At 58.7% G+C, this 25,297-nt stretch carries 22 protein-coding genes; 12 read left to right on the top strand and 10 right to left on the bottom strand.

The features are described 5' to 3' along the window. Positions 1 to 176: 176 nt before the first annotated feature. Complete coding sequence (gene ahcY / locus AC27HQ_RS01790) at positions 177 to 1,586, bottom strand: adenosylhomocysteinase (RefSeq protein WP_487154099.1); 1,410 nt, start codon at positions 1,584 to 1,586, stop codon at positions 177 to 179. A 353-nt stretch (positions 1,587 to 1,939) separates the two neighbouring features. On the opposite strand from ahcY, the gene AC27HQ_RS01785 reads away from it, so the two are divergent. After that, positions 1,940 to 2,404 (top strand): c-type cytochrome, encoded by a 465-nt coding sequence (locus AC27HQ_RS01785; RefSeq protein WP_487154098.1) that lies wholly within the window; start codon positions 1,940 to 1,942, stop codon positions 2,402 to 2,404. Between the two features lie 62 nt (positions 2,405 to 2,466). Here the strand turns inward: AC27HQ_RS01785 and metK are convergent, their stop codons facing one another. Together metK and AC27HQ_RS01775 are read right to left on the bottom strand one after the other, a co-directional pair. Then, positions 2,467 to 3,663, bottom strand: a complete 1,197-nt coding sequence (gene metK, locus AC27HQ_RS01780) for a methionine adenosyltransferase (RefSeq protein ID WP_487154097.1) — start codon at positions 3,661 to 3,663, stop codon at positions 2,467 to 2,469. Then, entirely contained in the window at positions 3,660 to 4,682 is a 1,023-nt protein-coding gene (locus AC27HQ_RS01775) for an ArsR/SmtB family transcription factor (RefSeq protein ID WP_487154096.1), read from the bottom strand. The genes metK and AC27HQ_RS01775 overlap by 4 nt, the downstream gene beginning before the upstream one ends. A 239-nt stretch (positions 4,683 to 4,921) precedes the next feature. Here AC27HQ_RS01775 and tkt point away from each other — a divergent pair, with 239 nt between their 5' ends. The 7 genes from tkt (at position 4,922) to AC27HQ_RS01740 (ending at position 12,745) form a co-directional block, all read left to right on the top strand. Beyond that, on the top strand, positions 4,922 to 6,922 hold the full coding sequence (gene tkt, locus AC27HQ_RS01770) for a transketolase (RefSeq protein WP_487154095.1): 2,001 nt from the start codon (positions 4,922 to 4,924) through the stop codon (positions 6,920 to 6,922). A gap of 91 nt (positions 6,923 to 7,013) precedes the next feature. Next, positions 7,014 to 8,054 (top strand): erythrose-4-phosphate dehydrogenase, encoded by a 1,041-nt coding sequence (gene epd, locus AC27HQ_RS01765; RefSeq protein WP_487154094.1) that lies wholly within the window; start codon positions 7,014 to 7,016, stop codon positions 8,052 to 8,054. A 295-nt stretch (positions 8,055 to 8,349) separates the two neighbouring features. Continuing rightward, on the top strand, positions 8,350 to 9,510 hold the full coding sequence (locus AC27HQ_RS01760) for a phosphoglycerate kinase (RefSeq protein WP_487154093.1): 1,161 nt from the start codon (positions 8,350 to 8,352) through the stop codon (positions 9,508 to 9,510). A gap of 152 nt (positions 9,511 to 9,662) precedes the next feature. Then, positions 9,663 to 10,727, top strand: coding sequence for a class II fructose-bisphosphate aldolase (gene fba / locus AC27HQ_RS01755; protein ID WP_487154092.1), 1,065 nt, complete (start codon positions 9,663 to 9,665; stop codon positions 10,725 to 10,727). Between the two features lie 63 nt (positions 10,728 to 10,790). Then, positions 10,791 to 11,069: a hypothetical protein gene (locus AC27HQ_RS01750; RefSeq protein WP_487154091.1), complete on the top strand. Its 279-nt coding sequence runs from the start codon at positions 10,791 to 10,793 to the stop codon at positions 11,067 to 11,069. A gap of 81 nt (positions 11,070 to 11,150) precedes the next feature. Continuing rightward, complete coding sequence (locus tag AC27HQ_RS01745) at positions 11,151 to 11,624, top strand: hypothetical protein (protein WP_487154090.1); 474 nt, start codon at positions 11,151 to 11,153, stop codon at positions 11,622 to 11,624. A 17-nt stretch (positions 11,625 to 11,641) separates the two neighbouring features. After that, positions 11,642 to 12,745 (top strand): PQQ-dependent sugar dehydrogenase, encoded by a 1,104-nt coding sequence (locus AC27HQ_RS01740; protein ID WP_487154089.1) that lies wholly within the window; start codon positions 11,642 to 11,644, stop codon positions 12,743 to 12,745. A 21-nt stretch (positions 12,746 to 12,766) separates the two neighbouring features. Here AC27HQ_RS01740 and AC27HQ_RS01735 read toward each other — a convergent pair whose 3' ends face one another. Both AC27HQ_RS01735 and AC27HQ_RS01730 read right to left on the bottom strand, forming a co-directional pair. Next, positions 12,767 to 14,554 (bottom strand): 7TM diverse intracellular signaling domain-containing protein, encoded by a 1,788-nt coding sequence (locus AC27HQ_RS01735; protein WP_487154088.1) that lies wholly within the window; start codon positions 14,552 to 14,554, stop codon positions 12,767 to 12,769. A gap of 234 nt (positions 14,555 to 14,788) precedes the next feature. After that, a complete protein-coding gene (locus AC27HQ_RS01730) occupies positions 14,789 to 15,850 on the bottom strand; it encodes a helix-turn-helix transcriptional regulator (RefSeq protein WP_487154087.1) in 1,062 nt (353 codons plus the stop codon). 138 nt (positions 15,851 to 15,988) lie between these two features. Between AC27HQ_RS01730 and AC27HQ_RS01725 the strand changes: the two genes are divergently transcribed. Both AC27HQ_RS01725 and AC27HQ_RS01720 read left to right on the top strand, forming a co-directional pair. Beyond that, positions 15,989 to 17,185 carry an alkane 1-monooxygenase gene (locus tag AC27HQ_RS01725; protein ID WP_487154086.1) on the top strand — a complete coding sequence of 399 codons (1,197 nt, stop codon included), beginning with the start codon at positions 15,989 to 15,991 and terminating at the stop codon, positions 17,183 to 17,185. After that, positions 17,182 to 17,352, top strand: coding sequence for a rubredoxin (locus AC27HQ_RS01720; protein WP_487154085.1), 171 nt, complete (start codon positions 17,182 to 17,184; stop codon positions 17,350 to 17,352). The genes AC27HQ_RS01725 and AC27HQ_RS01720 overlap by 4 nt, the downstream gene beginning before the upstream one ends. Here AC27HQ_RS01720 and AC27HQ_RS01715 read toward each other — a convergent pair whose 3' ends face one another. Genes AC27HQ_RS01715 through AC27HQ_RS01700 form a run of 4 tightly spaced genes read right to left on the bottom strand, consistent with a single transcriptional unit; the run spans position 17,353 to position 22,671 of the window. Further along, on the bottom strand, positions 17,353 to 19,221 hold the full coding sequence (locus tag AC27HQ_RS01715) for an SLC13 family permease (RefSeq protein ID WP_487154084.1): 1,869 nt from the start codon (positions 19,219 to 19,221) through the stop codon (positions 17,353 to 17,355). It lies immediately after the preceding gene. A gap of 34 nt (positions 19,222 to 19,255) precedes the next feature. Beyond that, positions 19,256 to 20,635, bottom strand: a complete 1,380-nt coding sequence (gene dbpA / locus AC27HQ_RS01710) for an ATP-dependent RNA helicase DbpA (protein WP_487154083.1) — start codon at positions 20,633 to 20,635, stop codon at positions 19,256 to 19,258. 50 nt (positions 20,636 to 20,685) lie between these two features. Further along, positions 20,686 to 21,645, bottom strand: a complete 960-nt coding sequence (locus tag AC27HQ_RS01705) for a GGDEF domain-containing protein (protein WP_487154082.1) — start codon at positions 21,643 to 21,645, stop codon at positions 20,686 to 20,688. A 21-nt stretch (positions 21,646 to 21,666) separates the two neighbouring features. Further along, on the bottom strand, positions 21,667 to 22,671 hold the full coding sequence (locus tag AC27HQ_RS01700) for a response regulator (RefSeq protein ID WP_487154081.1): 1,005 nt from the start codon (positions 22,669 to 22,671) through the stop codon (positions 21,667 to 21,669). Between the two features lie 252 nt (positions 22,672 to 22,923). Here AC27HQ_RS01700 and AC27HQ_RS01695 point away from each other — a divergent pair, with 252 nt between their 5' ends. Beyond that, a complete protein-coding gene (locus tag AC27HQ_RS01695; protein ID WP_487154080.1) occupies positions 22,924 to 23,982 on the top strand; it encodes a GGDEF domain-containing protein in 1,059 nt (352 codons plus the stop codon). 78 nt (positions 23,983 to 24,060) lie between these two features. Then, positions 24,061 to 24,375, top strand: a complete 315-nt coding sequence (locus AC27HQ_RS01690; protein WP_487154079.1) for a TraR/DksA family transcriptional regulator — start codon at positions 24,061 to 24,063, stop codon at positions 24,373 to 24,375. A gap of 1 nt (position 24,376) precedes the next feature. Here AC27HQ_RS01690 and AC27HQ_RS01685 read toward each other — a convergent pair whose 3' ends face one another. Further along, positions 24,377 to 25,270, bottom strand: a complete 894-nt coding sequence (locus AC27HQ_RS01685) for an acyltransferase (protein WP_487154078.1) — start codon at positions 25,268 to 25,270, stop codon at positions 24,377 to 24,379. Positions 25,271 to 25,297 lie beyond the last annotated feature (27 nt).

Genomic DNA, 25,297 nt, shown 5'->3' with positions numbered 1-25,297 from the left:
CGAGTTGAGGCACAGTTTGCCGCCAGACGCTAACAAGCGCTTGACGGCTAGGCCACAAAATCCACACTTTCCAGCTTCCAGCTTCCAGCTTCCAGCTTCCAGCTTCCAGCTAAAAAACCGAGGGGGCCAGCTGCACCCTCGGCTTGTAGCTTGCAGCTTACCGCTTGCCGCTTCGTTTAATAACGATAATCTTCCGGCTTGAACGGCCCTTCCACCTCGACGCCAATATAGTCAGCCTGTTTTGGGGTGAGTTTGGTGATCACGCCGCCAAAGCCCTTGACCATTTCCAGTGCGACTTCTTCGTCGAGCTTCTTGGGCAGTACTTCAACGCGCAGCAGCTCGGCTTTCTTGTCTGCAGACAGCTTGGCATAACCTTGGCCGAACAGGTGAATCTGCGCCAGGACCTGGTTGGCAAAGGAGCCGTCCATGATGCGGCTGGGGTGGCCAGTGGCGTTGCCCAGGTTGACCAGACGGCCTTCGGCCAGCAGGATCAGATAGTCGTCATTGGCCGGATCGAAGTTGTCCTTGCCGGTACGGTGCAGCTTGTGTACCTGCGGCTTGACCTCTTCCCAGTGCCAGTTGGCGCGGGTGTAGGCAGTGTCGATCTCGTTGTCGAAGTGGCCGATATTGCAGACGATGGCGCGCTTCTTCAGGGCATTCAGCATGTTGGCATCGCAGACGTTGACGTTACCGGTGGTGGTCACCAGCAGGTCGGTGCGGCCCAGTACATCAGTATTGATGCAGGCGGGCGTGCCATCGTTGATGCCGTCCTTGAACGGCGATACCAGCTCGAAGCCGTCCATGCAGGCCTGCATGGCACAGATCGGGTCGATTTCAGTGACCTTGACGATCATGCCTTCCTGACGCAGCGACTGGGCCGAACCCTTGCCTACGTCACCGTAGCCGATAACCAACGCCTGCTTGCCTGACAACAGGTGATCGGTAGCGCGCTTGATGGCGTCGTTGAGGCTGTGACGGCAACCGTACTTGTTGTCGTTCTTGCTCTTGGTCACCGAGTCGTTGACGTTGATCGCCGGGATTTTCAGCGTGCCTTTCTTGAGCATTTCCAGCAGGCGGTGAACGCCCGTGGTGGTTTCTTCGGTGACGCCGTGGATCTTGTCGAGCATCTGCGGATACTTGTCATGCAGGATACCGGTCAGATCGCCACCGTCATCCAGGATCATATTGGCATCCCAGGGTTTGCCGCCGTGCAGGATGGTCTGCTCGATGCACCATTCGTACTCGTCTTCGGTTTCGCCTTTCCAGGCAAACACCGGGATACCGGCGGCGGCGATGGCAGCCGCAGCGTGATCCTGGGTGGAGAAGATGTTGCAGGATGACCAGCGCACTTCTGCGCCCAGCTCGATCAGGGTTTCGATCAGCACGGCGGTCTGGATGGTCATGTGGATGCAACCAATGATCCTGGCACCCTTGAGCGGCTGCTCGGCCTTGTATTTGCGACGCATGGCCATCAGCGCGGGCATTTCTGATTCGGCGATGATGATTTCCCGGCGACCGAAGTCGGCCAGGCTGATGTCGGCGACTTTATAGTCGTTGAAACCGGCAGGTTTGATTACAGCACTCATGCGATTACTCCATTCGTAGTTAGCGAATGGGCGCGGTTGGTTGTTTAACGACAACGTTCGAGCCTGACGACCTTTGGGTTTTTGCTGTTACCGCGCCTGCGTTGAAGCTCGGTGCCGGACTCGCCGTGGATACGTCCCTTAGGCTCATCAATGGCATCTCTGCCGTTGACGGTCCGACACCGAGCTTCATCGCCAGCACTGGGTGCAAGCTGAAAAACCCTGGTCGCTGCAGCGCCCCTCGAACGGGGTCAAGTTCAATGGCCTATACATGCTGAAACAGCCTGTACTTGGCCTGTTTTGCAGGGGGCGTGATATTGTCCCCCGCTTTGTTAAATCGTCAGTGGGAAGAAACCATGCCAGCCGTTCCAACCCTGAAAACTCTGTTCCTGCCAGTGTTGCTGGCGATGTCGGCCTGTAGTCCGCAGCAGGCTGATCCGGCTTCGCCTGAGGGCCAGCGTCAGGCCCTGTTCAACCAGTTCCTGCAGCATAGCGAGCCCATGGGCGGCATGCTGCTGGGTCGGCTGGCCTTTGATGGCCCGGCTTTTGCTCAGCATGCCGAGCAACTCTCGCAACTGGCCGATACGCCCTGGACACATTTCCCCAGCCCTGATCCCGACAACCCGCAACCCAATGCCGCGTTACCGGCGGTCTGGTCCGATGCCGAGGGCTTTGCCGCCCGCATCGAGCAATACCAGTCAGCGGTTGCCGCACTTCAGCAGACCACCGCACAGGGCGTCGACGCCCCCGAGCAGGTTTCCTCCGCCGTGCAGACCGTGCAGCAGGCCTGTAAGGCGTGTCACGACGGCTATCGCCGGTGACACGCAGCTTCAAGCCTCAAGCTTCAAGCTGCAAGCTATCCGCACTGGTTTTAGCTTGCCGCTTATAGCTTGCCGCTTGCCGCTGCTTTTAGCGCGTCTGCCTTGTCCGTCTTCTCCCACGGAAACGCAGTAAAAGTATCGCCCTTGACCGTCATCTCCACCGGGTTACGACCGAAGTGACCGTAGGCGGCGGTGGCGCGGTACATCGGGTGCAGCAGGTCGAGCATGCGCGTGATGGCGTAGGGGCGCAGGTCGAAGTGCTCGCGTACCAGTTTGACGATCTGCTCGTCGCTGATCTTGCCGGTGCCGAAGGTATTGATCGAGACCGAGGTCGGCAGTGCCACGCCGATGGCGTAGGACACCTGGATTTCGCAACGCTCGGCCAGCCCGGCGGCAACGATGTTCTTGGCCACATAGCGACCGGCATAGGCGGCACTACGGTCAACCTTGGACGGGTCCTTGCCGGAGAAGGCGCCACCACCATGGCGAGCCATGCCGCCGTAGGTGTCAACAATGATCTTGCGGCCGGTCAGGCCGCAGTCACCCACCGGACCGCCAATCACGAACTTGCCGGTCGGGTTGATGTGATACTGGGTGTCGGCATGCAGCAGATGCGCGGGAATCACTTGCTTGACGATCTCTTCCATGACCGCTTCCTTCAGGTCAGCCTGGCTGATTTCCGGATTGTGCTGGGTCGAGAGGACGATGGCGTCGATGCCCACTACCTTGCCGTTGTCATAGCGGCAGGTCACCTGTGATTTGGCGTCCGGGCGCAGCCAGCTCAGGGTGCCGTTCTTGCGCACTTCCGACTGACGCTCGACCAGGCGATGGGCAAAGGTAATGGGCGCAGGCATCAGTACGTCGGTTTCGTTACTGGCATAGCCGAACATCAGGCCCTGGTCACCGGCGCCCTGGTCTTCCGGCTTCTGCCGATCCACGCCCTGGGCGATATCCGGTGACTGCTTGCCGATGATGTTGATCACGCCGCAGGTATCGCCGTCGTAACCGACCTCGGATGAGGTGTAGCCAACATCCTTGATCACATTGCGCACCAGGTCTTCCAGGTCGACCCAGGCGCTGGTGGTGATTTCACCACCGACGATGGCAACACCGGTCTTGACCATGGTTTCGCAGGCGACGCGGGCGAATTTGTCTTCGCTGATGATGGCATCCAGCACAGCGTCAGAGATCTGGTCGGCGAGTTTGTCCGGGTGACCTTCGGAGACGGACTCGGAGGTGAAAATCGAGTAATCACTCATGCTGCAGTACCTTCTGTTCGCAATGCGTTGTCGGAATGGGGTTTGAGATATTGCTGTATCTGAATTTGAAAGCCGTTGCGCAGGCCCAGATACAGGCTGTTGCCTGCACTCAGTCCGGCTTCGGCAGCCCAATGGTTCAGGTCGAGCTGGTCAAAACCGAGCCACAGGTCGCCACAGCTTTCACGAACCCAGTTCTGGTCATGGCTGCACAGCTCGGTGAGGATCAGGCTGCCGCCGGGCTTGAGCAGGGCGGTAAAGCGCTTGATCGCTTCGGCCGGGGCGGGCATGTGGTGCAACACCATATTGCAGACCAGGCAATCGGCAGCGGGCAGTGACTGCGGTTGCAGGGCGTCGGCGAGCTGGCAGTCAACGTTGTAGAGTCCGGCCTCGGCGCAATGCTGGCGTGCACGCTCAAGCATCGAGGGTGCGTTATCCAGACCAATCACGCGCGTGAAGCGCGCGGCCAGGTCCGGCAGAAAGCCACCTTCACCGGGGCCGACTTCTATGGCCAGGCTGTTATCGTCCTGACGCAGATTGTCGATCATGCCCAGCAGCGGTTCACGATAAAGGCCAAAGTGGGCGATCAGGTCCTGCTGCGCCGGGGTGCCTTCACTGAAACGGGCAAAGAACAGCCGTGACAGCTCGGCGCGCTGGCTGTGAATGGCGTCGATGCCTTGCTGCAACGCCGGGCTCAGCGCGTCGGCATCAATGCAGTTGAATAGCTCGGCATGCATGCCATGCCAAGGCTGGCTGCTGTCCGGCAGGCTGCGGCGGTAGAAGATCGAGTTGCCTTCGCGGCGGGTGCTGACCAATCCGGCATTGGCCAGGACTTTCAGATGATGGCTCATGCCGGATTGGCGCATATCAAACAGCTGCGCCAGTTCCAGTACACCCAGTGAGTCATTGCGCAGTACCCGCAGTATTTCCAGGCGCAACACATCGCCGGTTGCCTTGCAGAAGGCGGCCAGTTGTTGTGTGACGCTGCTGGATGGCGGCGTGATATGAGCAATCTGATTCATGGGCTGAAGTGTAGGGGCGGATGCGAGGTACCGCAACACCTATATCAAAATAAATTGATATAGGTGTTGCGGTCTGTGTCGGTTACAGGTGCCCGTTTGTCTGATGCAAAGTGCCTGCGCAAGGCTTTATCGGGGTTTTCGTTGCCCGTCGGCGCGGATTGCGCGAAAATGCTCGGCCTTGCTTCGGGTCAACTCTTTGTTTGACCCTTATTCTGTCTTGTCAGCCACAGGAGTTACCCATGCCCAGCCGTCGTGACCGTGCCAATGCCATTCGTGCCCTCAGCATGGATGCCGTGCAGAAAGCCAAAAGCGGCCATCCCGGCGCACCCATGGGTATGGCGGATATCGCCGAAGTGCTGTGGCGTGATTACCTCAAGCACAATCCGAGCAACCCGCAGTTTGCCGACCGCGACCGTTTTGTGCTGTCCAACGGTCACGGCTCGATGTTGATCTACTCGCTGCTGCACCTGACCGGTTACGATCTGTCGATTGATGATCTGAAAAACTTCCGTCAGCTGCACAGCAAGACCCCGGGTCACCCGGAATACGGTTATACCCCAGGCGTGGAAACCACCACCGGCCCCCTGGGCCAGGGTATTGCCAATGCCGTGGGCTTTGCCCTGGCGGAAAAGGTGCTGGGCGCGCAGTTCAACCGTGACGGCCACGCTATCGTGGACCACTTCACCTACGCCTTCCTCGGTGACGGCTGCATGATGGAGGGCATCTCCCATGAGGTCTGCTCACTGGCCGGCACTTTGGGTCTGGGCAAGCTGGTTGCCTTCTACGATGACAACGGGATTTCCATTGATGGAGAAGTCGAAGGCTGGTTCAGCGACGACACGCCGAAGCGCTTCGAGGCTTACGGTTGGCAGGTGATCCGCAATGTCGATGGTCACGATGCCGATGAGATCAAGATGGCCATCGAGACCGCGCGCAAAAATACCAGTCAGCCGACGCTGATCTGCTGCAAGACCATCATTGGTTTTGGTTCGCCGAACAAGCAGGGCAAGGAAGAGTGTCACGGTGCGCCGCTGGGTGATGATGAAATCGCCGCCACCCGTGCCGCACTGAACTGGAGCCATGGTCCGTTCGAGATTCCGGCGGACATTTATGCCGAATGGGATGCCAAGGCGGCTGGTGCAGTCGCCGAGGCGGAATGGAATACCCGCTTTGCCGACTATCAGCAGGCCTATCCGGATCTGGCATCCGAGTTCAAGCGGCGCATCGCCGGTGAGCTGCCGGCTGATTTTGCCGCCAAGGCCAGTGCCTATGTGGCAGACGTGGTCGCCAAGGGCGAGACCATCGCCAGCCGCAAGGCCAGCCAGAACAGTCTGAATGCCTTTGGTCCGCTGTTGCCTGAACTGCTGGGCGGCTCCGCCGATCTGGCCGGTTCCAACCTGACCCTGTGGTCCGGCTGCAAGGGTGTCGAGGCGGCTGATGCGGCGGGCAACTACCTGTACTACGGCGTGCGCGAGTTCGGCATGAGCGCGATCATGAACGGCGTGGCGCTGCACGGCGGCTTCATCCCCTACGGTGCGACCTTCCTGATCTTCATGGAGTACGCGCGTAATGCGGTGCGTATGTCGGCGCTGATGCGTCAGCGTGTGTTGTATGTGTTTACCCATGACTCCATCGGTCTGGGCGAGGATGGCCCGACCCACCAGCCGATCGAGCAGATGGCCAGTCTGCGTGGCACGCCGAATCTGGATACCTGGCGTCCGGCCGATGCGGTCGAGTCGGCCATTGCCTGGAAATACGCGATTGAGCGGGCCGATGGCCCCAGCGCGCTGATTTTCTCGCGCCAGAACCTGAACCATCAGTCGCGCGATGCCGAGCAACTGGCCAATGTGGCCCGCGGCGGTTATGTGCTCAAGGATTGCGCCGGTGAGCCCGAGCTGATTCTGATTGCCACCGGTTCCGAAGTCGGTCTGGCGGTGGATGCCTACGAACAGCTGACCTCCCAGGGCCGCAAGGTGCGCGTGGTGTCCATACCGTCGACCAGCGTGTTCGATCAGCAGGATGCTGCCTACAAGCAGCAGGTACTGCCGCTGGAAGTGGGTGCGCGGATCGCCATCGAGGCCGCCCATGCGGACTTCTGGTACAAGTACGTGGGCCTGGATGGTCGCATCATCGGCATGCACACCTTTGGTGAATCCGCCCCGGCAGCCCAGCTGTTCGAGGAGTTCGGTTTCACCCTCGAAAACGTGTTGGCGGTCGCTGAAGAACTGTTGGAAGACTAACCCAGCGACAAGCTTCAAGCGCCTAGCGGCAAGCAGCCCCGTGCAGCTTGGGGCTTGAAGCTTGAAGCTTGAAGCTCAACGGAGTTGCTTAATGCCCTCTTCCCGTCCCTATCGTATTGCGCTCAACGGCTATGGTCGCATTGGCCGTTGCGTGTTGCGTGCGCTGTACGAGCGTGGCGATACCGGGATGCAGATTGTGGCGCTGAATGATCTGGCGGATCAGGCCAGCATTGAGTACCTGACCCGCTTTGATTCGACCCATGGGCGCTTTCCCGGTGACGTGGGGGTGCTGGACGATGGTCTGCATATCAATGGCGACTGTGTACAGGTGCTGCGTGCCTCCGAGCCTGAGGCTATTGATTGGAAGGCTTTGAATATTGATCTGGTACTGGAATGCTCGGGCCAGTACACCACCCGCGAGCAGGCTCAGCGCTTTATTCATGCTGGTGTGCCGCGCGTGCTCTTTTCACAGCCTATGGCCAGTGAGCAGGCGGTGGATGCCACGGTGGTCTATGGCGTGAATCATGATCTGCTGGGTGGTGCGCAGCGACTGGTGTCCAATGCTTCCTGTACAACCAATTGTGGTGTGCCGCTGCTCAAGCTGCTGAATGAGCAGATCGGGCTGGACTATGTGTCCATTACCACTATTCACTCGGCGATGAATGATCAGCCGGTGATTGATGCCTACCACCATGATGATCTGCGTCGGACGCGTTCGGCGTTTCAGTCGGTGATTCCGGTGTCGACCGGTTTGGCACGCGGTATTGAACGTTTGTTGCCGGAGCTGGCGGGGCGCATTCAGGCCAAAGCCATTCGGGTGCCGACGCTGAATGTCTCGGCCCTCGACATCACATTGCAAACAGCGCGTGATACTACAGCTGAAGAGATCAATGCATTGCTGCGGGCGGCGGCCGAGGGTGAGTATGCCGGGTTGCTGGATTACACCGAGCTGCCGCATGCCAGCTGTGATTTCAACCATGATCCGCATTCGGCGATTGTCGATGGCAGCCAGACCCGTGTGTCGGGGCCGCGCATGGTGAATCTGCTGGTGTGGTTTGATAACGAATGGGGCTTTGCCAATCGCATGTTGGATGTGGCGGGGTATTGGTTGCGGAGTTGCGAGTCAGAGTGACTGTGAAGAGTGGAGAACTGCTCGCATGTGCTGCAAGGATCGTGCATGCGCTATTGCCGATAGTTGATCAAGGACACGCTGCAAGTACGTCCCTGTAAGCTCGCTATGCCCATCCGACCGCCATGGATGGCGGAAGTGCCGAAAATGCAGGAGCATTTTTCGGCCCTGGGCATAGACGGTCCTTGATCAACTATCGGCAACCGCGCCTCAAAGTTATGTGGGTGCTTCCGGCTCAGGTAGTGCTGATTACTGAAAGTCTATTTGATTGAAAATTGATTTATTCAAGGAGCGGTAAATGAGCGTATTGACCATGCAGGAGCTGGACCTCAAGGGCCAGCGGGTGCTGATTCGTGAAGACCTGAACGTGCCGGTCAAGAACGGCAAGGTCAGCAGTGATGCGCGGATTGTGGCGTCGCTGCCCACCATCAAGCTGGCGCTGGAGAAGGGCGCGGCGGTGATGGTCTGTTCGCACCTGGGGCGCCCGGAAGAGGGTGTGTTCAGTGAAGAGAACAGTCTGGCGCCCGTGGCGGCCTACCTGAGTGAGGCGCTGGGTCGTGAGGTGCCGCTGGTACGTGATTACCTGGATGGTGTTGCGGTACAGCCGGGTGAGCTGGTGCTGCTGGAAAACGTACGCTTCAATGCCGGTGAGAAGAAGAATACCGATGCGCTGGCCCAGCAGTATGCTGCGCTCTGCGATGTATTTGTCATGGATGCCTTTGGCACCGCGCACCGCGCCCAGGGCTCAACCCACGGTGTGGCCAAGTTTGCCAAGGTCGCTTGTGCTGGCCCGCTGTTGGCCGCCGAGCTGGAGGCACTGGCCAAGGCGCTGGACAAGCCGGCGCGGCCGATGCTGGCGATTGTGGCTGGTTCCAAGGTGTCGACCAAGCTGGATGTGCTGACGGCGCTGGCGGACAAGTGTGATCAGTTGATTGTGGGGGGGGGTATTGCCAATACCTTTCTGGCAGCGGCCGGTTACCCGGTAGGCAAGTCCCTGTATGAGGCGGATCTGCTGGACACGGCCAAGGCCATTGCGGCCAAGGTCAGCGTGCCGCTGCCGGTTGACGTGGTGGTGGCCAAGGCCTTTGCCGAGGATGCAGAAGCGACCATCAAGGCGGTTGCTGATGTAGCCGAAGACGACATGATTCTGGATATCGGCCCGCAAACCGCCCGTCTGTTCGGTGAGATGCTCAAGGCCTCCGGTACCATTCTGTGGAACGGTCCGGTCGGGGTATTCGAGTTTGACCAGTTTGGCGAGGGCACCAAGGCCTTGGCGCTGGCCATTGCCGAGAGCCAGGGCTTTTCGATTGCCGGCGGTGGCGACACCCTGGCGGCGATCGACAAGTACGGTGTGGCGGAGCAGATTTCCTATATTTCCACCGGTGGTGGCGCGTTCCTCGAATTTGTCGAGGGCAAGGTGCTGCCTGCGGTCGAGATTTTGCAGCAGCGAGCGCGTTAAAGCGCAGCGGCAAGCTGCAAGCCATAAGCGACAAGCTACCCAGAGTGCAGAGGCGTTTGAAGAAAAGCCGTTAAACTGCCAGTCTGTGCAGATAACTTGCCGCTTGAAGCTTGCCGCTTGAGACTTTATTTAACGATACGGAGAAACAACCCATGGCCCTGATCAGTCTGCGCCAAATGCTGGATCACGCTGCCGAGTTCGGTTACGGCGTGCCGGCTTTCAACGTCAACAACCTGGAACAGGTTCGGGCAATCATGGAGGCTGCTGCTAACAGCGATTCTCCGGTGATCCTGCAAGCCTCTGCCGGTGCTCGCAAGTACGCCGGTGCGCCCTTTCTGCAGCATATGATTCTGGCGGCCATCGAGGAGTTTCCACATATTCCGGTGTGCATGCACCAGGATCACGGTACCAGTCCGGCGGTGTGCCAGCGTTCAATTCAGCTGGGCTTCTCGTCGGTGATGATGGACGGCTCGCTGGGTGAAGACGGCAAGACGCCGATGGATTATGACTACAACGTGCGCGTCACCCGTCATACGGTGGATATGGCGCATGCCTGTGGTGTGTCGGTTGAGGGTGAGCTGGGTTGTCTGGGCAGTCTGGAAACCGGTATGGCCGGCGAGGAAGACGGTATCGGTGCCGAGGGCGTTCTGGATCACAGCCAGATGCTGACCGACCCCGAGGAAGCCGCTGACTTCGTCAAGCAGACCCAGGTTGATGCCCTGGCGATTGCCATTGGTACCAGCCACGGTGCTTACAAGTTCACTCGTCCGCCGACGGGTGACATTCTGGCGATCGAGCGCATCAAGGCGATTCACGCGCGCATCCCCAGCACGCATCTGGTCATGCACGGCTCCAGTTCGGTGCCGCAGGAATGGCTGAAGGTGATCAACGAGTTTGGTGGCGAGATTCCGGAAACCTACGGTGTGCCGGTTGAAGAGATCGTTGAAGGCATCAAGCACGGCGTGCGCAAGGTCAACATCGATACCGATCTGCGTTTGGCCTCTACCGGTGCGGTGCGTCGCTTCCTGGCCCAGAACCCGAGCGAGTTCGATCCGCGCAAGTTCCTGGCCAAGACTGTGGATGCCATGCGTGATATCTGTATGGCCCGCTACGATGCCTTTGGTTGTGCCGGTCAGGCGTCGAAGATCCGTCCGGTATCGCTGGAGAAGATGTATCAGCGTTATGAGGCCGGTGAGCTGGCACCCAAGATTCACTGAGTTGACAGCATTGCGTTAACGGGGCCACAGGGCCCCGTGTTTCAATCTGTTTGGAGATACCCTATGCACGGCCCTGAAGATCAGGCTGATGAGGCCTTTACCCACGAACGGCTGCTCGAGGCCGTTGAAAACCAGTTGGCAGCCAACCAGCCGCCGGCGGCCCAGGCGACACTGAACAAGCTGACGTTGGTGGGTTACAGTCGCGAGGATAGCCTTGATCTGATGGCTCAGGTGCTGGCCTGGAGCATCGGCTTGATGCTGGATCAGGATAGCGGTTTTGACATGCCCGCCTATGAGCAAGCGCTGCGTAACCTGCCGGAGCTGCCTGCGTCGCTGGAATAAAGATGCGACACATGCCGTTACAGCACCGGCATGCCGGTCTTTTGTTGCGCTGGCACACTTTCACCTTTCAGGAATAACAAGATGACTCTGATGAGTGTATTGCGCGTATTTTTTTTCTATCTGCTGGCAGTGGTCATTGCCACTGTGCTGGGTACCCTGGTCCAGACCCAGTTCAATCTGGCGGCGCTGGGTCTGATTGGCACTGACATTCCCTTCACTGTTCGCCTCAGCACCAGCCTGGCTGATTTGCGTGGTTTTACGCCTATTTTCGGCATCATGGTGGCCGTGACGCTAGTCCTGGCGCTGCCCGTTGCGGCAGGACTGGGGCGAATTTTCAAGCCCTGGCGCGGGGTGTTGTTTTTCCTCGCCGGCGCAGTAGGCATCAAGGTGGCTTTTGATATTGCCGATTACCTGTTGCCGATGCCGGTGTTTATTGCAGCGACGCGCGGTATTGCCGGTCTGCTGGTGATGATGCTGGCGGTGGGCGTTGGTAGTGCGGTGTTTGGTCGGCTGACCAAGCCCAAGAGCAAACGCGGCTTGCGCGTTCTCGGCTAATTGAGGAGTAACAAGGCATGACGTTCAAAGCGAATACGTTGGCAGTCGCGGTGTTGTTGGGTTCTGCGGGTCTGGCACAGGCGGTCGAATACCGGATTGATACCCTGGCTGAAGGCCTGAACCAACCCTGGTCGCTGGCTTTCCTGCCGGACGGGCGCATGCTGGTTACCGAGCGGGCAGGCCAGTTGCGCATGCTGGATGCCGAGGGTCAGTTGCAGACCGAACCGCTCAGCGGTGTGCCCGAGGTGCTGGTAGAGCGCCAGGGCGGTTTGTTTGAGGTGGCGCTGGACCCCGAATTTGCCGAAAATCAGCGGCTTTTCCTAAGCTATGCCTGCGGCACGGTGGACGCCAACAATACCTGTCTGGCCAGTGCACGTTTGACGGATAACGGCCTTGAGCAGGTGCAGGAGATCTTTCGCGCCGAGTTCGCCAAGCGTGGGGGTGCTCACTACGGTGCGCGTATCGCCTTTATGCCCGACAACAGCCTGGTGCTGACCTTGGGAGATGCCTTTATTCACCGTGAGGAAGCCCAGAACACCAGTAATCATCTGGGCTCGATTGTGCGCCTGAATCGCGATGGTTCGGTGCCTGAGGACAACCCCTTTGTCGGTCAGGCCGGTGCCCTGCCTGAGCTTTACAGTATCGGCCACCGCAACGTTCAGGGTGTGCTCTGGGACAGTGCCAATCAGCGTCTGCTGGCGCATGAACATGGCCCGCGCGGCGGTGATGAACTGAATCTGATCGAGGCCGGCAAGAATTATGGTTGGCCGAAGATCACCTACGGGGTCGACTACAGCGGCGCGGTGATCAGTCCCTATACCGAAATGGAGGGTCTTGAGCAGCCACTGCTGCACTGGACGCCGTCCATAGCACCGTCGGGCATGGCCTTGTACTCCGGTGAGCTTTTTGCTGCCTGGCAAGGCAACCTGCTGGTTTCCACGCTGGCCGGGCAGCATGTCCGTCGGGTGGTTTTGCAGGGCAATGAGGTGGTTGAGCAGGAAGAGCTGTTTGGCGAGCTGCAGTCGCGCTTTCGCGATGTCCGCAGCGGCCCGGATGGGGCTATCTATCTGCTGACCGACTCGCCTGAAGGCAAATTGCTCAGGGTCTCGCCAGCCCAGTAAGTGTGTCCTGTAACAGTCGGCTCAGGCCGGCTGTTCGGAGCCTTTGCCTGGTGCGCTGTAGATCACCACACCGTGTCGGCCGCTGCGCTTTCGCTGATACATGGCTTGGTCGGCCTGGCGCATCATGCTTTCAATATCCGGCTCTATACCGTTACTCAGGCTGATACCGATACTGGCGCCGACGCTGATGCTGCCGTTCGTTAACATGATCGGCATGCTCAGCGCATCGAGCAGGCGTTCACCCAGGCTCAGGGCGTCATCGCGGTCAACAATGCCCTCACTGACCAGAATAAACTCATCCCCGCCCAGACGCGCGACCAGATCGGTTTCGCGCGCGCACTCGCGCAGTCGTTTGGCCGTCTCGACCAGCACTTGATCGCCGGCGTCGTGGCCCATTTCGTCATTGATGGCTTTGAAGGCATCCAGATCAATCAGCACCAGTGCCAGCCACTCATCGCGACGTTCGGTACGCAGTATCGCTTGCTGCATGTGCTGAGCCAGCGCGGTTCGGTTGGCCAGTCCGGTCAGAGGATCCTGCATGGCCAGCAGTTCAAGCTGTGCATTGGCCTTGGCTAGCGCTTCAGTACGCTCGGATACGCGCTTTTCGAGGATCTTTTCCTGTTGCATCAATGAACGCACTACCTGCCGCTGAGCCAGCAAGGCCTCTTTTTGGGCCTGTTCCTTGAGGCGCTTCATTTCGTTGAAGCGCGCAGCCAGACCGAACGATAGGAGCAACATTTCCATGGCAGAGCCAATTTGCATGGCGTTGATGGTCAGGAAGTTGGAGGGTATGACGCCAAAATTGCGCAACCCCAGCAACATTCCGCCAATCAACAGCATCAACCATGCAGTTACAAAGATGGCTGAGCCCGGAACCCGTCGAATCACACACAGGGTACCGGTAACGAAGAGTACCAGGGTGGTCATAACGCCAACCAATGACATCAGCTGCAAGGCAGATTGGACCGGCAGTGCCAGGATGCTCAAAGTCGCAATCATGGCAATCCAGGCCCAGACGGCCAGCACCCGGTCAATCCGTGCAGCTCGCCGTGCAGTATCAAGAAAGGATTGAGCGAAGAGGACACCAACGGCGGCTGAGAGACATAAACTGAAGGGCAGGATAAGGTTGCCGTGTGCACCCAGGTCAGGCCACACATACTGGGCGCCTAGACCGTTGATCGCCAGCATGGCGGTGCCAAAACTGAAAACAAAGCAGACATACAGCAGGAACGAGCGTTCACGCAGAACCAGGAAAAGCAGTAGGTTATAGCCACCGAGCGCCAGCAGCATGCCGAAATACAGGGCTAAGACGACATAATCGCTATTGCTTTGCTGAGTGAAGTGTTCGGCTTTCCAGAGCAGACCGTCGAGGGTCAAATTGCCTTCGGAGCTGGCGCGCAGCATCAGCGTACGGGTTTCACCCGGCTCCAGTGACAGGTTGAATACCGGGTTGCGGTGGCCGGTGCTGCGCTCAGCGTAGGGCAGGGTGTCACCAGCATGTTGCGCCTGCCAACTACCGTCTGGCGCCAGCAGAAACAGGCTGACTCGGTCGAGTGAGGAATAGTGCATCTCGATTACCCAGTCGGTTCTTTTGTCTGCACGGGAGGTTAGCTCCATGTGAAGCCAGACATGATCGTGGGTATAACTGAAGTTCAAGTCGCGCCGCGTGCTGGCATTTTCAAAGGCAGTCAGGCGCGACAGCACCTCGTCGGGTTGCATTGTGCCACTCGGATCGCGCAGAAACTGGCTGTGGGCCTGTAGGCTGAGAGCGGTTTCATTGCCGCTGAGCTCAACTGGCTGGCTGGCCATAAGAGACCTGGGCAATAGAAAAAACAGGCAGACAAACAGCATCAGCAGAGCCGTTGGCCCTGCTGCAAAGCTTGATATTCGATACAGACCAACGCACGGAAGGTCTGATGAGCGAGTTGGAAACATCATGCTTGTCTGGCTGACCTGATCCATGGTGTCGATCGGCAGTTGTCGGGGGCGTTTACCGATGCGTGCAGGTGGGTAATGTGATCCAGTTCGCAGATCATGAGCAGACTATAGGTGGCTCTGGGGCTTGACGTCAAACGCGGCGGAGCCTTTGCCAAGCTGCTGCCGAAAACCGCGTGGTGTGACGCCTAACCAGCGCCTGAAGGTACGGCTGAAGTTGGTTGGGTCGAGGTAGCCCAGGCGCTCAGCAACGGCCTCGATACTCAGATCGGTCTGTGCCAGTAGCCAGCAGGCCAAGTCCGAGCGGACATCATCCAGCAGGGTCTGATAGCGCACGCCTTCATCGTTCAGGTGGCGAATCAGGGTACGGGGTGCCATGTGCTCCTGCGCGGCCATTTGCTCCAGGGTTGGATAGCTGTGCTGGCAGGCCAGCAGGCGCTGCTTGATGCGTTCGCTCAGGCTGCCGCCGCGCACCAGTCGTTGCAGTTGATTTTCACAATCGCGCAGCGCCAGGCGCTCGGCGTCGGGGTCGGCGGCCAGACAGGGTGTGGCCAGGTAATGGGCTGGTAATTCTATGCGTAACTGGCTGCTGCCAAATACCACCTTGCGCGCCAGGTGCTGGTAGGCATTGGCCCAGGGTGGGGCAGGCATTGGCCAGTGCAGCACGATCTGTTGCTGTAGCGGCAGACCGGTGGCGGTTTCCAGCAGGCGCAGGATCGCAGCGGTGAAATGCCCAAGCAGGTATTCGCGTAATTCCGGCAGTATCAGACGCTCATCCAGTACCAGCTCCGGTTTTTCCCCGTCTATCGCGCGGAAAACCGCAATGTTCTGACGCAGGCTTGAATAGCGCTGCAATATGCCGCAGCAGGCGCCGACATCGGCCGTGGCAATACAGGCATAGCCGGCCGATCCATGGGCAGAGACATCCGTATGCCGGCCGACTTCAATACCCAGCCAGGGGCAGTCGCTGAGGGCCAGTGCATGCAGCACCAGACGGTGCATCTGGTCAAAGCTGAGGAAGCGATTGTCCTGGTGCAGTGTGTCCCAGTTCAGACGGGTATCGGCAAGGATTTGCTGGTTGTTAAAACCGCGGCGCTTGAGTTCGGCGCAGATCAGCCGGGCATAAACAGGGTGGATAGAGGGGCTGAGCCAGATTTGCTGAGAAAGCATGGTCTTCATTAATCCTGGGCTGGGCTGTCACAATATGACGATTTATTGCCCGTTGCAACGGTAGGCGCGTTACAAGTCCGGGCGCATGATCAGGGCCGTAGGCGGTTTGTTCAAAAGCAAAAATAAAAGGACTCTGTCATGAACAATAGTGCGTCATCGGCCACGCCGGTGGTCGAGTATGTCGATCACAAGCGGCACCTCTGGCTGTTTTCCCTGTTGGTGCCCTGTACCGCGCTGGTCGGGCCCTTGCTGTACCTGTTCGTATCACCCAAGGTGCTCTGGCTGTGGCTGCCCACCCTGTTTGCCTATGGTGTGATTCCGCTGCTGGATGCGTTGATCGGCGAAGACCAGAGCAATCCGCCCGAGGAGGCGGTACCGGCGCTGGAAGCGGATAGCTATTATCGGTATGTCACCTATGCTCTGGTACCGATTCTGTGGATCAGTTTTCTGGTCAGCGTGATCTTTGTCGGTACCCATGACCTGCCCTGGTATGGTGTGTTGGCCGTGATTCTGGCAGCGGGCGGCACCCTGGGTTACGGGCTTAACCTGGGCCACGAGATGGGACACAAGAAAACCCCGCTTGAGCGATGGCTGGCCAAGATCACCCTGGCATTGGGTTGCTACGGCCATTTTTTTGTCGAGCACAACCGCGGTCATCATCGTGATGTTGCTACGCCAGAAGACCCTGCATCCTCACGCATGGGCGAAAGCATTTATCGGTTTGTCTTCCGTGAGATGCCCGGCGCCTTTTTTCGCGCCTGGGATCTGGAAGCCGAGCGTCTGGATCGCTGCGGTAAATCGGTCTGGAGTCTGGATAATGAAGTACTGCAGCCGGGCCTGATCAGTCTCGCGTTATACGCCACGCTGGTTGCCTTGCTGGGTATCGAGATCATACCGGTATTGCTGCTGATTGCCTTCTGGGGTGCCTTTCAGTTGACACAAGCCAATTACATCGAGCACTACGGCCTGTTGCGGAAAAAACTCCCGAACGGCCGCTATGAACGGTGCCAGCCCTACCATTCCTGGAACAGTAACCATCTGTTTTCCAACTGGGCCCTGTTCCATCTGCAGCGCCACTCTGATCACCACGCCCACCCAACCCGGCGATATCAGTCATTACGTGATTTTCCCGATCTACCCAGATTGCCCAACGGGTATTTTGGCATGTACCTGATTGCTTACCTGCCGCCACTGTGGTTCAAGGTAATGGACAGCAAGTTGCTCGATGCAGTGAATCGTGATCCGGCCAGAATCAACTTCGAGCCGGCCAAGCGCGAGCGGCTGATACGTCAATACGGACTGTCAGAGGGTGGTACACAGGAGGTGGCTGCATGAGTCGCTATCTGTGCCCGGAGTGTGGCTACGAATATGACGAAGAAAAAGGTGACAGGCATTTGGGCTATGCGCCCGAGACCCCCTGGGCATCGTTGCCGGACAGTTTCAACTGTCCGGACTGTGCCATTACCTACAAGACGGATTTTGTGCTGCAGGGTGAGCCTTGATCAGAGAGGCCAGACCCACAGCAGCACAGGGATGCTGACGCACACCACGATTATTTCCAGGGGGAGCCCCAGCCGCCAGTAATCGGTGAAGCGAAAGCCGCCCGGCCCCAGAATCAGGGTGTTGTTCTGGTGCCCGATGGGCGTCAGAAAGGCGCAGGACGCGCCTATCGCGACAGCCATTAGAAAGCTGTCCGGGTTGACGCCCAGTTGACTGGCAACGCTCAGGGCGATCGGGCACATAACGGCAGCCGTGGCGGCGTTGTTCATAAAATCCGACAGCGTCATGGTGATGACCAGAATCAGCCCCAATGCCAGCACTGGACTGCCTTGTGCCAGTTGTTCGAGCATCGACTTGGCCAGCAGATCGGCCGCTCCGGTTGAGGCCATGGCCGCTGCCAGCGGCATCAAGGCTCCGAGCAAAACGATGATCGGCCAGTCCACCGCATCGTACAGTCGGCGCAATGGGATCACCCGGGTCAGCATGTAGCCGAGCACGCCCAGAGTAAAGGCCAGCGCCGCTGATAGCAGTCCGCTGGCAGCCAGTGCGACGCAGCCCAGCATGATGGCCAGGGCTGTATAGGCTTTGCGCTTGTCGGGTATCAGAATGCTGCGCTGGGCCAGCGGAATGCAGCCCTGCTCAAGGGCGAAGGCACTGATCGATTCTGCTGTGCCCTGCATCAGCAGTACATCACCGGGCTGCAGTTCGGTCCAGCGCAGGCGGCGAATGGAACGGTGACCCTGACGCGAGATAGCCAGCAGGTTGATCCCATAGCGTGTGCGGATCTGGATATCCGTGGCACTGTGACCAATCAGCATGCCGCCGGGTTGGGTAACCAGTTCCTGCAGGGTGATCTCTTCGTTCTGGGCGGGTGCTGCCAGTGACTCTTCGTCTGGCGTCTCTTCATCCTTGTTTGTCGGGCCGCTGTTGGCCGCCTCTGGGCTTTCATCGGCATCGGGCTGCTCATCTACAGGCTTGTTGGGTTTGGCTTCTTCAAGCTGTAACCCGAGTCGGGTCAGGGTGGCGCCCAGCGCGTCCGGTTCAGCCTCGATAACCAGAATGTCACCTGCCTTGAGAATACGACCGGCCATGGGGGCGGTGACACGGAAGTCATTCCGGACCATGCCGACAATCTGCGCGTCATCGTCCAGCAGGCGCTCAACATCACCCAGGGTCTTGCCCACCGCCTTGGCGGACTCGGTAATCCGCACTTCCGTAAGGTAGGTGCCGGTATCAAAACCCTCGGCATCGGATTTCTCCCGGTGCGGCACCAGCCAGCGCCCGGCTAGCACGGCAAACACGATACCGGTCAAAGCGACGGCGAGACCCACAGGAGTGAAGGCAAACATGCTGAAACCAGCACCGGTTTCTGCTGCGCGGAAACCCGAGACAATCAGGTTGGGCGGGGTACCAATCAACGTAGTCATGCCGCCGAGAATGGTGCCGAAGGCGAGCGGCATCAACACCTTGCCCGGCGGAATGCCTTGGCGCGCAGCCAGCTGCATGGCAATCGGCATCAGCAGCGCCATCGCCCCGACGTTGTTCATGAAGGCTGACAGGCAAGCGCCGAGCAGGGTCAGGGCGGCGATGCCGAGCAGGCTGTGCCCCCCGCGAGGCAGTATGCGCTGAGCCATGGATTCGACGGCGCCAGTGGTCTGCAGGCCGTAGCTGAGAATCAGCACAGCGGCCACGGTAATCACCGCCGGTTGGGCAAAGCCATTAAAAGCTTCGGCGCTGGGTATTAGTCCGGCCAGCACACAGGCCATCAGGGCAATCAGCGCGACTATGTCGTGGCGCAATCGACCCCAGAGAAACAGGCCAATTGTCGCTATCAGGATAACCAGAACCAGCAACTGATCGGTATTCAACACAGCACTCCGGGGGTGGTGGGCGACAGAGCCCGAATCAGATCAACCTGACTTTGAAGCGTCTGCCCTTGATTTTGCCATCTTCAAGCCGCTCGAGTGCCAGCTTGGCGACATCGCGGCGAATGGCGACCAGGGCCTGGTAATCGCTGATACTGATCTTGCCGATGGCATCACCGGGTAGCCCGGCATCACCGGTCAAGGCGCCGAGCAGGTCGCCCGGACGAACCTTGTCCTTGCGGCCACCGGCCACCACCAGGGTGCGCATCGGCGCAATCAGTGGGCTGTCGAGGGTTTCCGGCAGGCGTGACAGAGGCTGCCAGTCCAGCGGGCTGCCGAGCGCGGTTTCGATGGCGCTGGCACGACCGCCTTCGGACGGCGCGACCAGACTCAGGGCCAGGCCCGGTTGGCCGGCACGGCCGCTGCGGCCGATACGATGGGTATGCAGGGCCGGGTCCGGCGAGAGTTCAACATTGATAACCGCAGCAACGCCTTCGATATCAATCCCGCGTGCCGCCACATCGGTCGCGACCAGTACGCTGCAACTCTGGTTGGCAAAGCGCGCCAGAACTTCATCACGCTCACGTTGTTCCATGTCGCCATGTAGCGTCAGGGCACTGATCTTGTTGGCTTCCAGGTGCTGTAACAGGTCATTGCATTGTAGTTTGGTATGGCAGAAGGCGATGCAGGGTTGCGGCCGCTCGGCGGCGAGCAATCTGACCACAGCCTGAAAGCGGTCCGCAGGGGCAATTTCATAGAAGCGCTGAAGGATCGGGTTGCTGACGACGGCCTCGGCTACGGTGACGCGTTCAGGCTGGCGCATGAAGCGACTGGCCAGCGTCTCGATGGTGTTGGGGTAGGTGGCCGAGAACAGCAGGGTCTGGCGGCGTTCGGGGGTGCTGGCGATGATGGTGCTGATGGGCTCGAAAAAGCCCATGTCGAGCATCCGGTCAGCTTCATCCAGAACCAGGCAGTTAAGCCCCTTGAGTTCGAGCGTGCCGCGCTCAAGATGGTCGAGCACCCGGCCCGGCGTGCCAACAATCACATGCGCGCCCTGTTCCAGTGAGGCCGCTTGTGGGCCAAAGGGTGTGCCGCCACAGAGCGTGACTATCTTGATATTGTGCAGGCCGCGGGCCAGGGTGCGCAGGCTGGTGGCGGTCTGGGTTGCCAATTCCCGCGTTGGACTCAGAATCAGTGCCTGGCAGCCGTAGAAGCTTGGGTTCAGCGGGGTCAGCAGGCCGATGCCGAAGGCGGCGGTCTTGCCACTGCCGGTGCGTGACTGCGCCAGCACATCCTTGCCGGCGAGAATCAGCGGCAAGGCCTGAGCCTGAATCGGGGTCATCTCGGTGTAGCCAAGATGTGCCAGGGTGTCGAGAATGGCGCCGGGCAGTGCCAGGCTGGAAAAGGACGATGAGCTCAAGGCGGTGGCCTGCAGGAAAATGGAGGCTCAGTGTAGCAGATGCCGCCGGGCTATTCCGTTTGTGCCAGAGTGATGCGGTTACGGCCGCCTTCCTTGGACTGGTAGAGCGCCTTGTCGGCCTCCTCGATCAATATCGTATGGTTGATCATGCTATCCCTGATTTCGGCCACGCCCAGACTGATGGTGACCTTCAGCAGTTCATCGCCATGCTCGATCTGCAGACGTTCGATGGCGCTGCGTAGGCGCTCTGCGAACTGTGCAGCGCCATTCAGGTCGGTATCGGGCAGCAGCACCACGAACTCTTCGCCGCCATAGCGGCCGGCAAAGTCGGTTTCGCGTGCAAACAGCTTGGTCAGCCGGGACACTTCACGAATAACTTCATCACCCAGTTGGTGTCCGTAGGTATCGTTGAAGCGCTTGAAGTGGTCGATGTCGAACATCACCAGACTGGCCGGTGATTCATAGCGCATATGGCGGGCGAACTCACGCTCCAGACACTGCTCCCAATAGCGGCGATTGAGCAGTCCGGTCAGGCCGTCGCGCAGTGCCAGTTCCTGCAGCTGCTGGTTGGCCGCCTCAAGCTGGCGCTTGTTGATCGCCACCCCGGTCACATCATAAATGATCAGACAGACGTGGTCGGTTTGGCCGGTGGCGCTGCGCAGCGGCAGTATGGTGACATTCTGGTACATCTCATCGGCCAGGCCGGTGATCGGCTGATAACTCTTGAAGTGCACCAGGTTGGGTCTTTGCTCCCAGATGGTAAAGGCGCGGGTACCGAGCATTACCGCGGTTTCAACTTTCTTTTTGAACCACTTCGGCTCGATTTCCGGGAACAGCTCAAACAGCGTTTGACTGGACGCCTTGTCAGAGCTCATGCCGGAGTGATTTTCCATGAAGCTGTTCCAGACTTCGATACGGTATTCGCGGTCCATCACCACCACGCCCACGTCAATGCTCTGGACAATATCCAGAAGCCAGTGAAGTTCATTAATGTCAAACTGAGCGGGCATGACAGGATCCTGTGCGAAAGATCAGTTGATCATGAAGTCAAGCTGCTGGCGCAGATGCGGAACCGAGTCTTCGGTAAACAGCAGCAGCAGATCGAAGTGGATATCAAGGTCTTCCAGGCTGTAACTGATCTCGACCGCCAGGGTACGCTTCCAGCGCCGCTGATTGATGCGAATCAGGTCCTCGATCGGACAATGCTGCCCAAGCACCAGAGGGTGCCCCTGCGACAGACTGATATTCAGTTGCTCCGAAAGGCCGTTGAGGCAGGCACCGATAATGATGCTGGCCAGATCAAGCAGCATCTCCAGTTTGGCGGACTCGTCTTCCTGGGTGTTCAGCAGACGCGCGACATCATTGATTTCGGCATCATGGAAAATCAACAGGGCCTCGCCGGCCACGCCACCGCCAATATACCCCTGGCAAATTGCTGACAGGCGCTCGCCACGCTGGGCGTCGGCCAGGGTCATGTGCAGCTCGCCAACTTCGAGGATATTGACGTTGGGGATGGGCAACTGGATGAACACGCCCAGCACCTTGCTGAGCAGGTCGGCAGCACGACCCATGGCGATATTGGTGATCTCCCGGAAGGCGTCTCGGAAGGTTACGCTGGGCAGCTCTGACAAGCTGGGTGCGGTCTGTGTGACAGGTGTGCTCAACGGAACGTCGATGCCCAGGGCATTCAGCGCTGCAGTCAGCTGCATGGGGTCGGCGGGCTTTTTGATGAAAGCTTTGGCACCCAGCGCCTTGGCTCGGCGCACGGCTTCTTCCTGTACATCTCCAGACACCACGATGACGTCCGAACTCAATCCTTCTTCACGCAGTTGCGCGAGCACACCGAAACCGTCCAGTTCCGGCATGGTCAGATCCAGCAGGACGATATGTCCGTGGCCAGCACGAATGGCTTCGAGACCTTCAATCCCGTTGGTAGCCTGGGTAATGCGGAACGGCCAGCTGGACGGCAAGGCGCGGATAAGCTGCTTGCGGGCCATATTGGAATCGTCGCACACCAGCAGGGGTATGGTGCTCACATCCGCTATCCTTGTTGCATCATCGGTTATTGTTATGGGGCAATGCGCAGGTTCTGCTTGTAAAGGCAGGCATTTGGCCATATTTTGCGCAAGCATGCCAAGATATGAGGCCATTGAGAAGTGATTGAGGTCACATGTCGAGCTTTTTTTTACAGCTGAACGGCGTCATTGGTCAGTGCACTATACTGGCTGTATCAGTCAGAGGTGCACATGCCCTCTCAAGGATGGGTGCCCAACGGGGGGGATATCGGCATGTCTGAGGTTGCCTACACCAGCCAGAAACACCGCGTACAGGTGCTCAAAGCGCTGTTGTGGATCACGTTGATCGGCGGCGGTTTTTTTGCCGCGCTTAATCTTGGGCGACAGATTTGGCTGCTTGCCACGTTGGAAATCGGCTATGCGCTCTTTGCCCTGTTTATGCTGTGCATTGTTGATCGTACTCGGCACTTAAAGGCCTGGACGCTGGCCTTTCTGCTACCTTTCTTTGCCATTATGGCTTTTGCCGTCCTGCTGCCGCGCACTTCGCTCACGGTGTTTGCCTGGCTTCAGGCGATCCCGATTATCTGTTATTTGTTGCTCGGCCTGCGTCTAGGCTTCTGGATGTCACTGAGCTTTCTTAGCGTTGGTATCCTGGCCTTCAGTTATCGCTTTATGGGCGAAGACCCTTTGCTGATCATGGCGATTCTCGCCAATATTATTTTGAGCAGTATGGCGATCATGCTGTTCTCCCACATTTACGAGCGCAGCCGGGTTGATAACGAGCGTCGCCTGATCGAGTTGGCCAGCACCGATACACTGACCGGGTTGGCCAACCGCATGAAGCTGGCCGAGGTTTTTGCCCGCGAACGCAGTCATGCGTTACGGGATAACACGCCGTTGTCGCTGATTGTGCTTGATCTCGATCACTTCAAACAGATTAATGACCAGTTTGGCCATGACGGTGGCGATCAGGCCTTGCGTTATTTATCTGCCCTGTTGCGTGAAGGCTTGCGAGAGACTGATCTGGTCTGCCGCCTGGGGGGCGAGGAGTTTGCCATCCTCATGCCTGGCGCTGACCTGGCCGACACGGTGGAGCGTGCCAATCTGCTGCGTGAGCAACTCGCGCAATCGCCACTGAGTATCAACGGCAGCAGCCATACCATGACCTTCAGTGCCGGCGTAGCCAGTCTGGGTGAAGATGGCCAGAGCCTTGACCAGTTGTTACTGATTGCCGACCGGCGCATGTATGAAGCCAAGGGCGGTGGGCGCAATCAGGTGGTTGCCGCTGGCCAGCAGTACAGCCTCAGCTCGGTGTCACTGCCCGGGGTTTGACCTGTATCAGTCCGGCCGTTCAGCGGTTGAACTAGACTTCAGATGTTGGCTACCAGTCATCCTATCTGGAGTATGTCCATGAACAGCAACGCACTGACGCACTTGCAAACCCTGCGTGATGAATACACGGCCCGTTCCGCTGCGTTGCAGCGCGACCTGTCGGCTGGGCACTCGAGTGACTCGGCTGAGCAGGCCCAGGAGCGAGAAAATGATGAAGTCATGCACGCCTTGCTGGCCGAAGCCAACAGTCTCCTGCAACAAACCGAGGCGGCCATTGCGCGCTATCAGGCGGGTCAGTATGGCCTCTGCATCCAGTGTGGTGAGCCGATAGCGGCGGCCCGTCTCGACGCCTTGCCGGTAGCCGATACCTGCATTGCCTGCGCGGAAAGCTGAGTCAGCGTTGTTCCAGTCTGAGCTGTGCCAGACGCGCATCCTTCTGCAGCCACAGCTGGTTGACCCAATCCTGAAAGATGGCACGAAACTGCGGGTCATTTTCATAATCACCCTTGAACAGGGCGCTATCCAGCTCTACTTGCCGAATGTCCACGACCACCCGCTCCACCCGCCCACAGAGCAGGCTCCAGAAGCCGGGCGGTTGGCCCTCCGGGTAGAGCAGGGTGACATCCAGCATCGAACTCATCTGTTCACCCAGTGCGGCCATGACAAAGGCGATACCGCCAGATTTTGGTTTCAGCAGTGAGTGGAAGGGTGACCTCTGTTGCTGATGTTTGGCCGTCGTAAAGCGCGTGCCTTCAAGGAAGTTGACTACAGTGACGGGCAGCGCCTGGAATTTTTCGCAAGCCCTTCGGGTGATCTCCAGGTCCTTGCCCTGATCCTCCGGGTGTCTGGCCAGATGAGCCTTGCTATAACGCTTCATGAAGGGATAGTCCAGCGCCCAGAAGGCCAGGCCGAGAAAGGGGGTCCAGATCAGTTCCTTTTTCAGGAAGAATTTGAAGTAGGGGGTTTTCCGGTTGAATGCCTGCAGCAGCGCCGGGATGTCTACCCAGGATTGATGATTGCAGACCACCAGATAGGAGTGATCCGCTTGCAAGGGCGCATCACAGCGGATATCCCACTGGGTGGGGGTCATGCGATTGAAGGTCCAGTTGATGCTTTCTGCCCAGGTTTCAGCGATCCACATCACAATGCGTGAGCAGTGGCGTTGGAATGCCTTGACCGGTATGGCCGCTTTCAGTAGCGCAAAAACCAGCATCGGGCCGATACCAATCAGGGTAAAAAGCAGCATCATCAGGCACGATAGGGTGCCTATCAACCAAGGTGGCAGCATGTGGATTTCCCTTGACAGTCCTCCGCA

The sequence above is a fragment of the Halopseudomonas sp. 4NH20-0008 genome (genome assembly GCF_057548395.1).
This window is presented reverse-complemented; position numbering and strand designations above follow the sequence as displayed.

Excerpts from the sequence above, each read along its gene's own strand:
- AC27HQ_RS01745 (WP_487154090.1), top strand. The coding sequence starts at position 11,151 with ATGACTCTGATGAGTGTATTGCGCGTATTTTTTTTCTATCTGCTGGCA.
- AC27HQ_RS01760 (WP_487154093.1), top strand. The coding sequence starts at position 8,350 with ATGAGCGTATTGACCATGCAGGAGCTGGACCTCAAGGGCCAGCGGGTG.
- AC27HQ_RS01720 (WP_487154085.1), top strand. The coding sequence starts at position 17,182 with ATGAGTCGCTATCTGTGCCCGGAGTGTGGCTACGAATATGACGAAGAA.
- epd (WP_487154094.1), top strand. The coding sequence starts at position 7,014 with ATGCCCTCTTCCCGTCCCTATCGTATTGCGCTCAACGGCTATGGTCGC.
- AC27HQ_RS01730 (WP_487154087.1), bottom strand. The coding sequence starts at position 15,850 with ATGCTTTCTCAGCAAATCTGGCTCAGCCCCTCTATCCACCCTGTTTAT.
- AC27HQ_RS01785 (WP_487154098.1), top strand. The coding sequence starts at position 1,940 with ATGCCAGCCGTTCCAACCCTGAAAACTCTGTTCCTGCCAGTGTTGCTG.
- AC27HQ_RS01725 (WP_487154086.1), top strand. The coding sequence starts at position 15,989 with ATGAACAATAGTGCGTCATCGGCCACGCCGGTGGTCGAGTATGTCGAT.
- AC27HQ_RS01705 (WP_487154082.1), bottom strand. The coding sequence starts at position 21,645 with ATGCCCGCTCAGTTTGACATTAATGAACTTCACTGGCTTCTGGATATT.
- metK (WP_487154097.1), bottom strand. The coding sequence starts at position 3,663 with ATGAGTGATTACTCGATTTTCACCTCCGAGTCCGTCTCCGAAGGTCAC.
- AC27HQ_RS01690 (WP_487154079.1), top strand. The coding sequence starts at position 24,061 with ATGAACAGCAACGCACTGACGCACTTGCAAACCCTGCGTGATGAATAC.
- AC27HQ_RS01695 (WP_487154080.1), top strand. The coding sequence starts at position 22,924 with ATGTCTGAGGTTGCCTACACCAGCCAGAAACACCGCGTACAGGTGCTC.
- fba (WP_487154092.1), top strand. The coding sequence starts at position 9,663 with ATGGCCCTGATCAGTCTGCGCCAAATGCTGGATCACGCTGCCGAGTTC.
- ahcY (WP_487154099.1), bottom strand. The coding sequence starts at position 1,586 with ATGAGTGCTGTAATCAAACCTGCCGGTTTCAACGACTATAAAGTCGCC.
- tkt (WP_487154095.1), top strand. The coding sequence starts at position 4,922 with ATGCCCAGCCGTCGTGACCGTGCCAATGCCATTCGTGCCCTCAGCATG.
- AC27HQ_RS01740 (WP_487154089.1), top strand. The coding sequence starts at position 11,642 with ATGACGTTCAAAGCGAATACGTTGGCAGTCGCGGTGTTGTTGGGTTCT.
- AC27HQ_RS01735 (WP_487154088.1), bottom strand. The coding sequence starts at position 14,554 with ATGGCCAGCCAGCCAGTTGAGCTCAGCGGCAATGAAACCGCTCTCAGC.
- AC27HQ_RS01775 (WP_487154096.1), bottom strand. The coding sequence starts at position 4,682 with ATGAATCAGATTGCTCATATCACGCCGCCATCCAGCAGCGTCACACAA.
- AC27HQ_RS01750 (WP_487154091.1), top strand. The coding sequence starts at position 10,791 with ATGCACGGCCCTGAAGATCAGGCTGATGAGGCCTTTACCCACGAACGG.
- AC27HQ_RS01685 (WP_487154078.1), bottom strand. The coding sequence starts at position 25,270 with ATGCTGCCACCTTGGTTGATAGGCACCCTATCGTGCCTGATGATGCTG.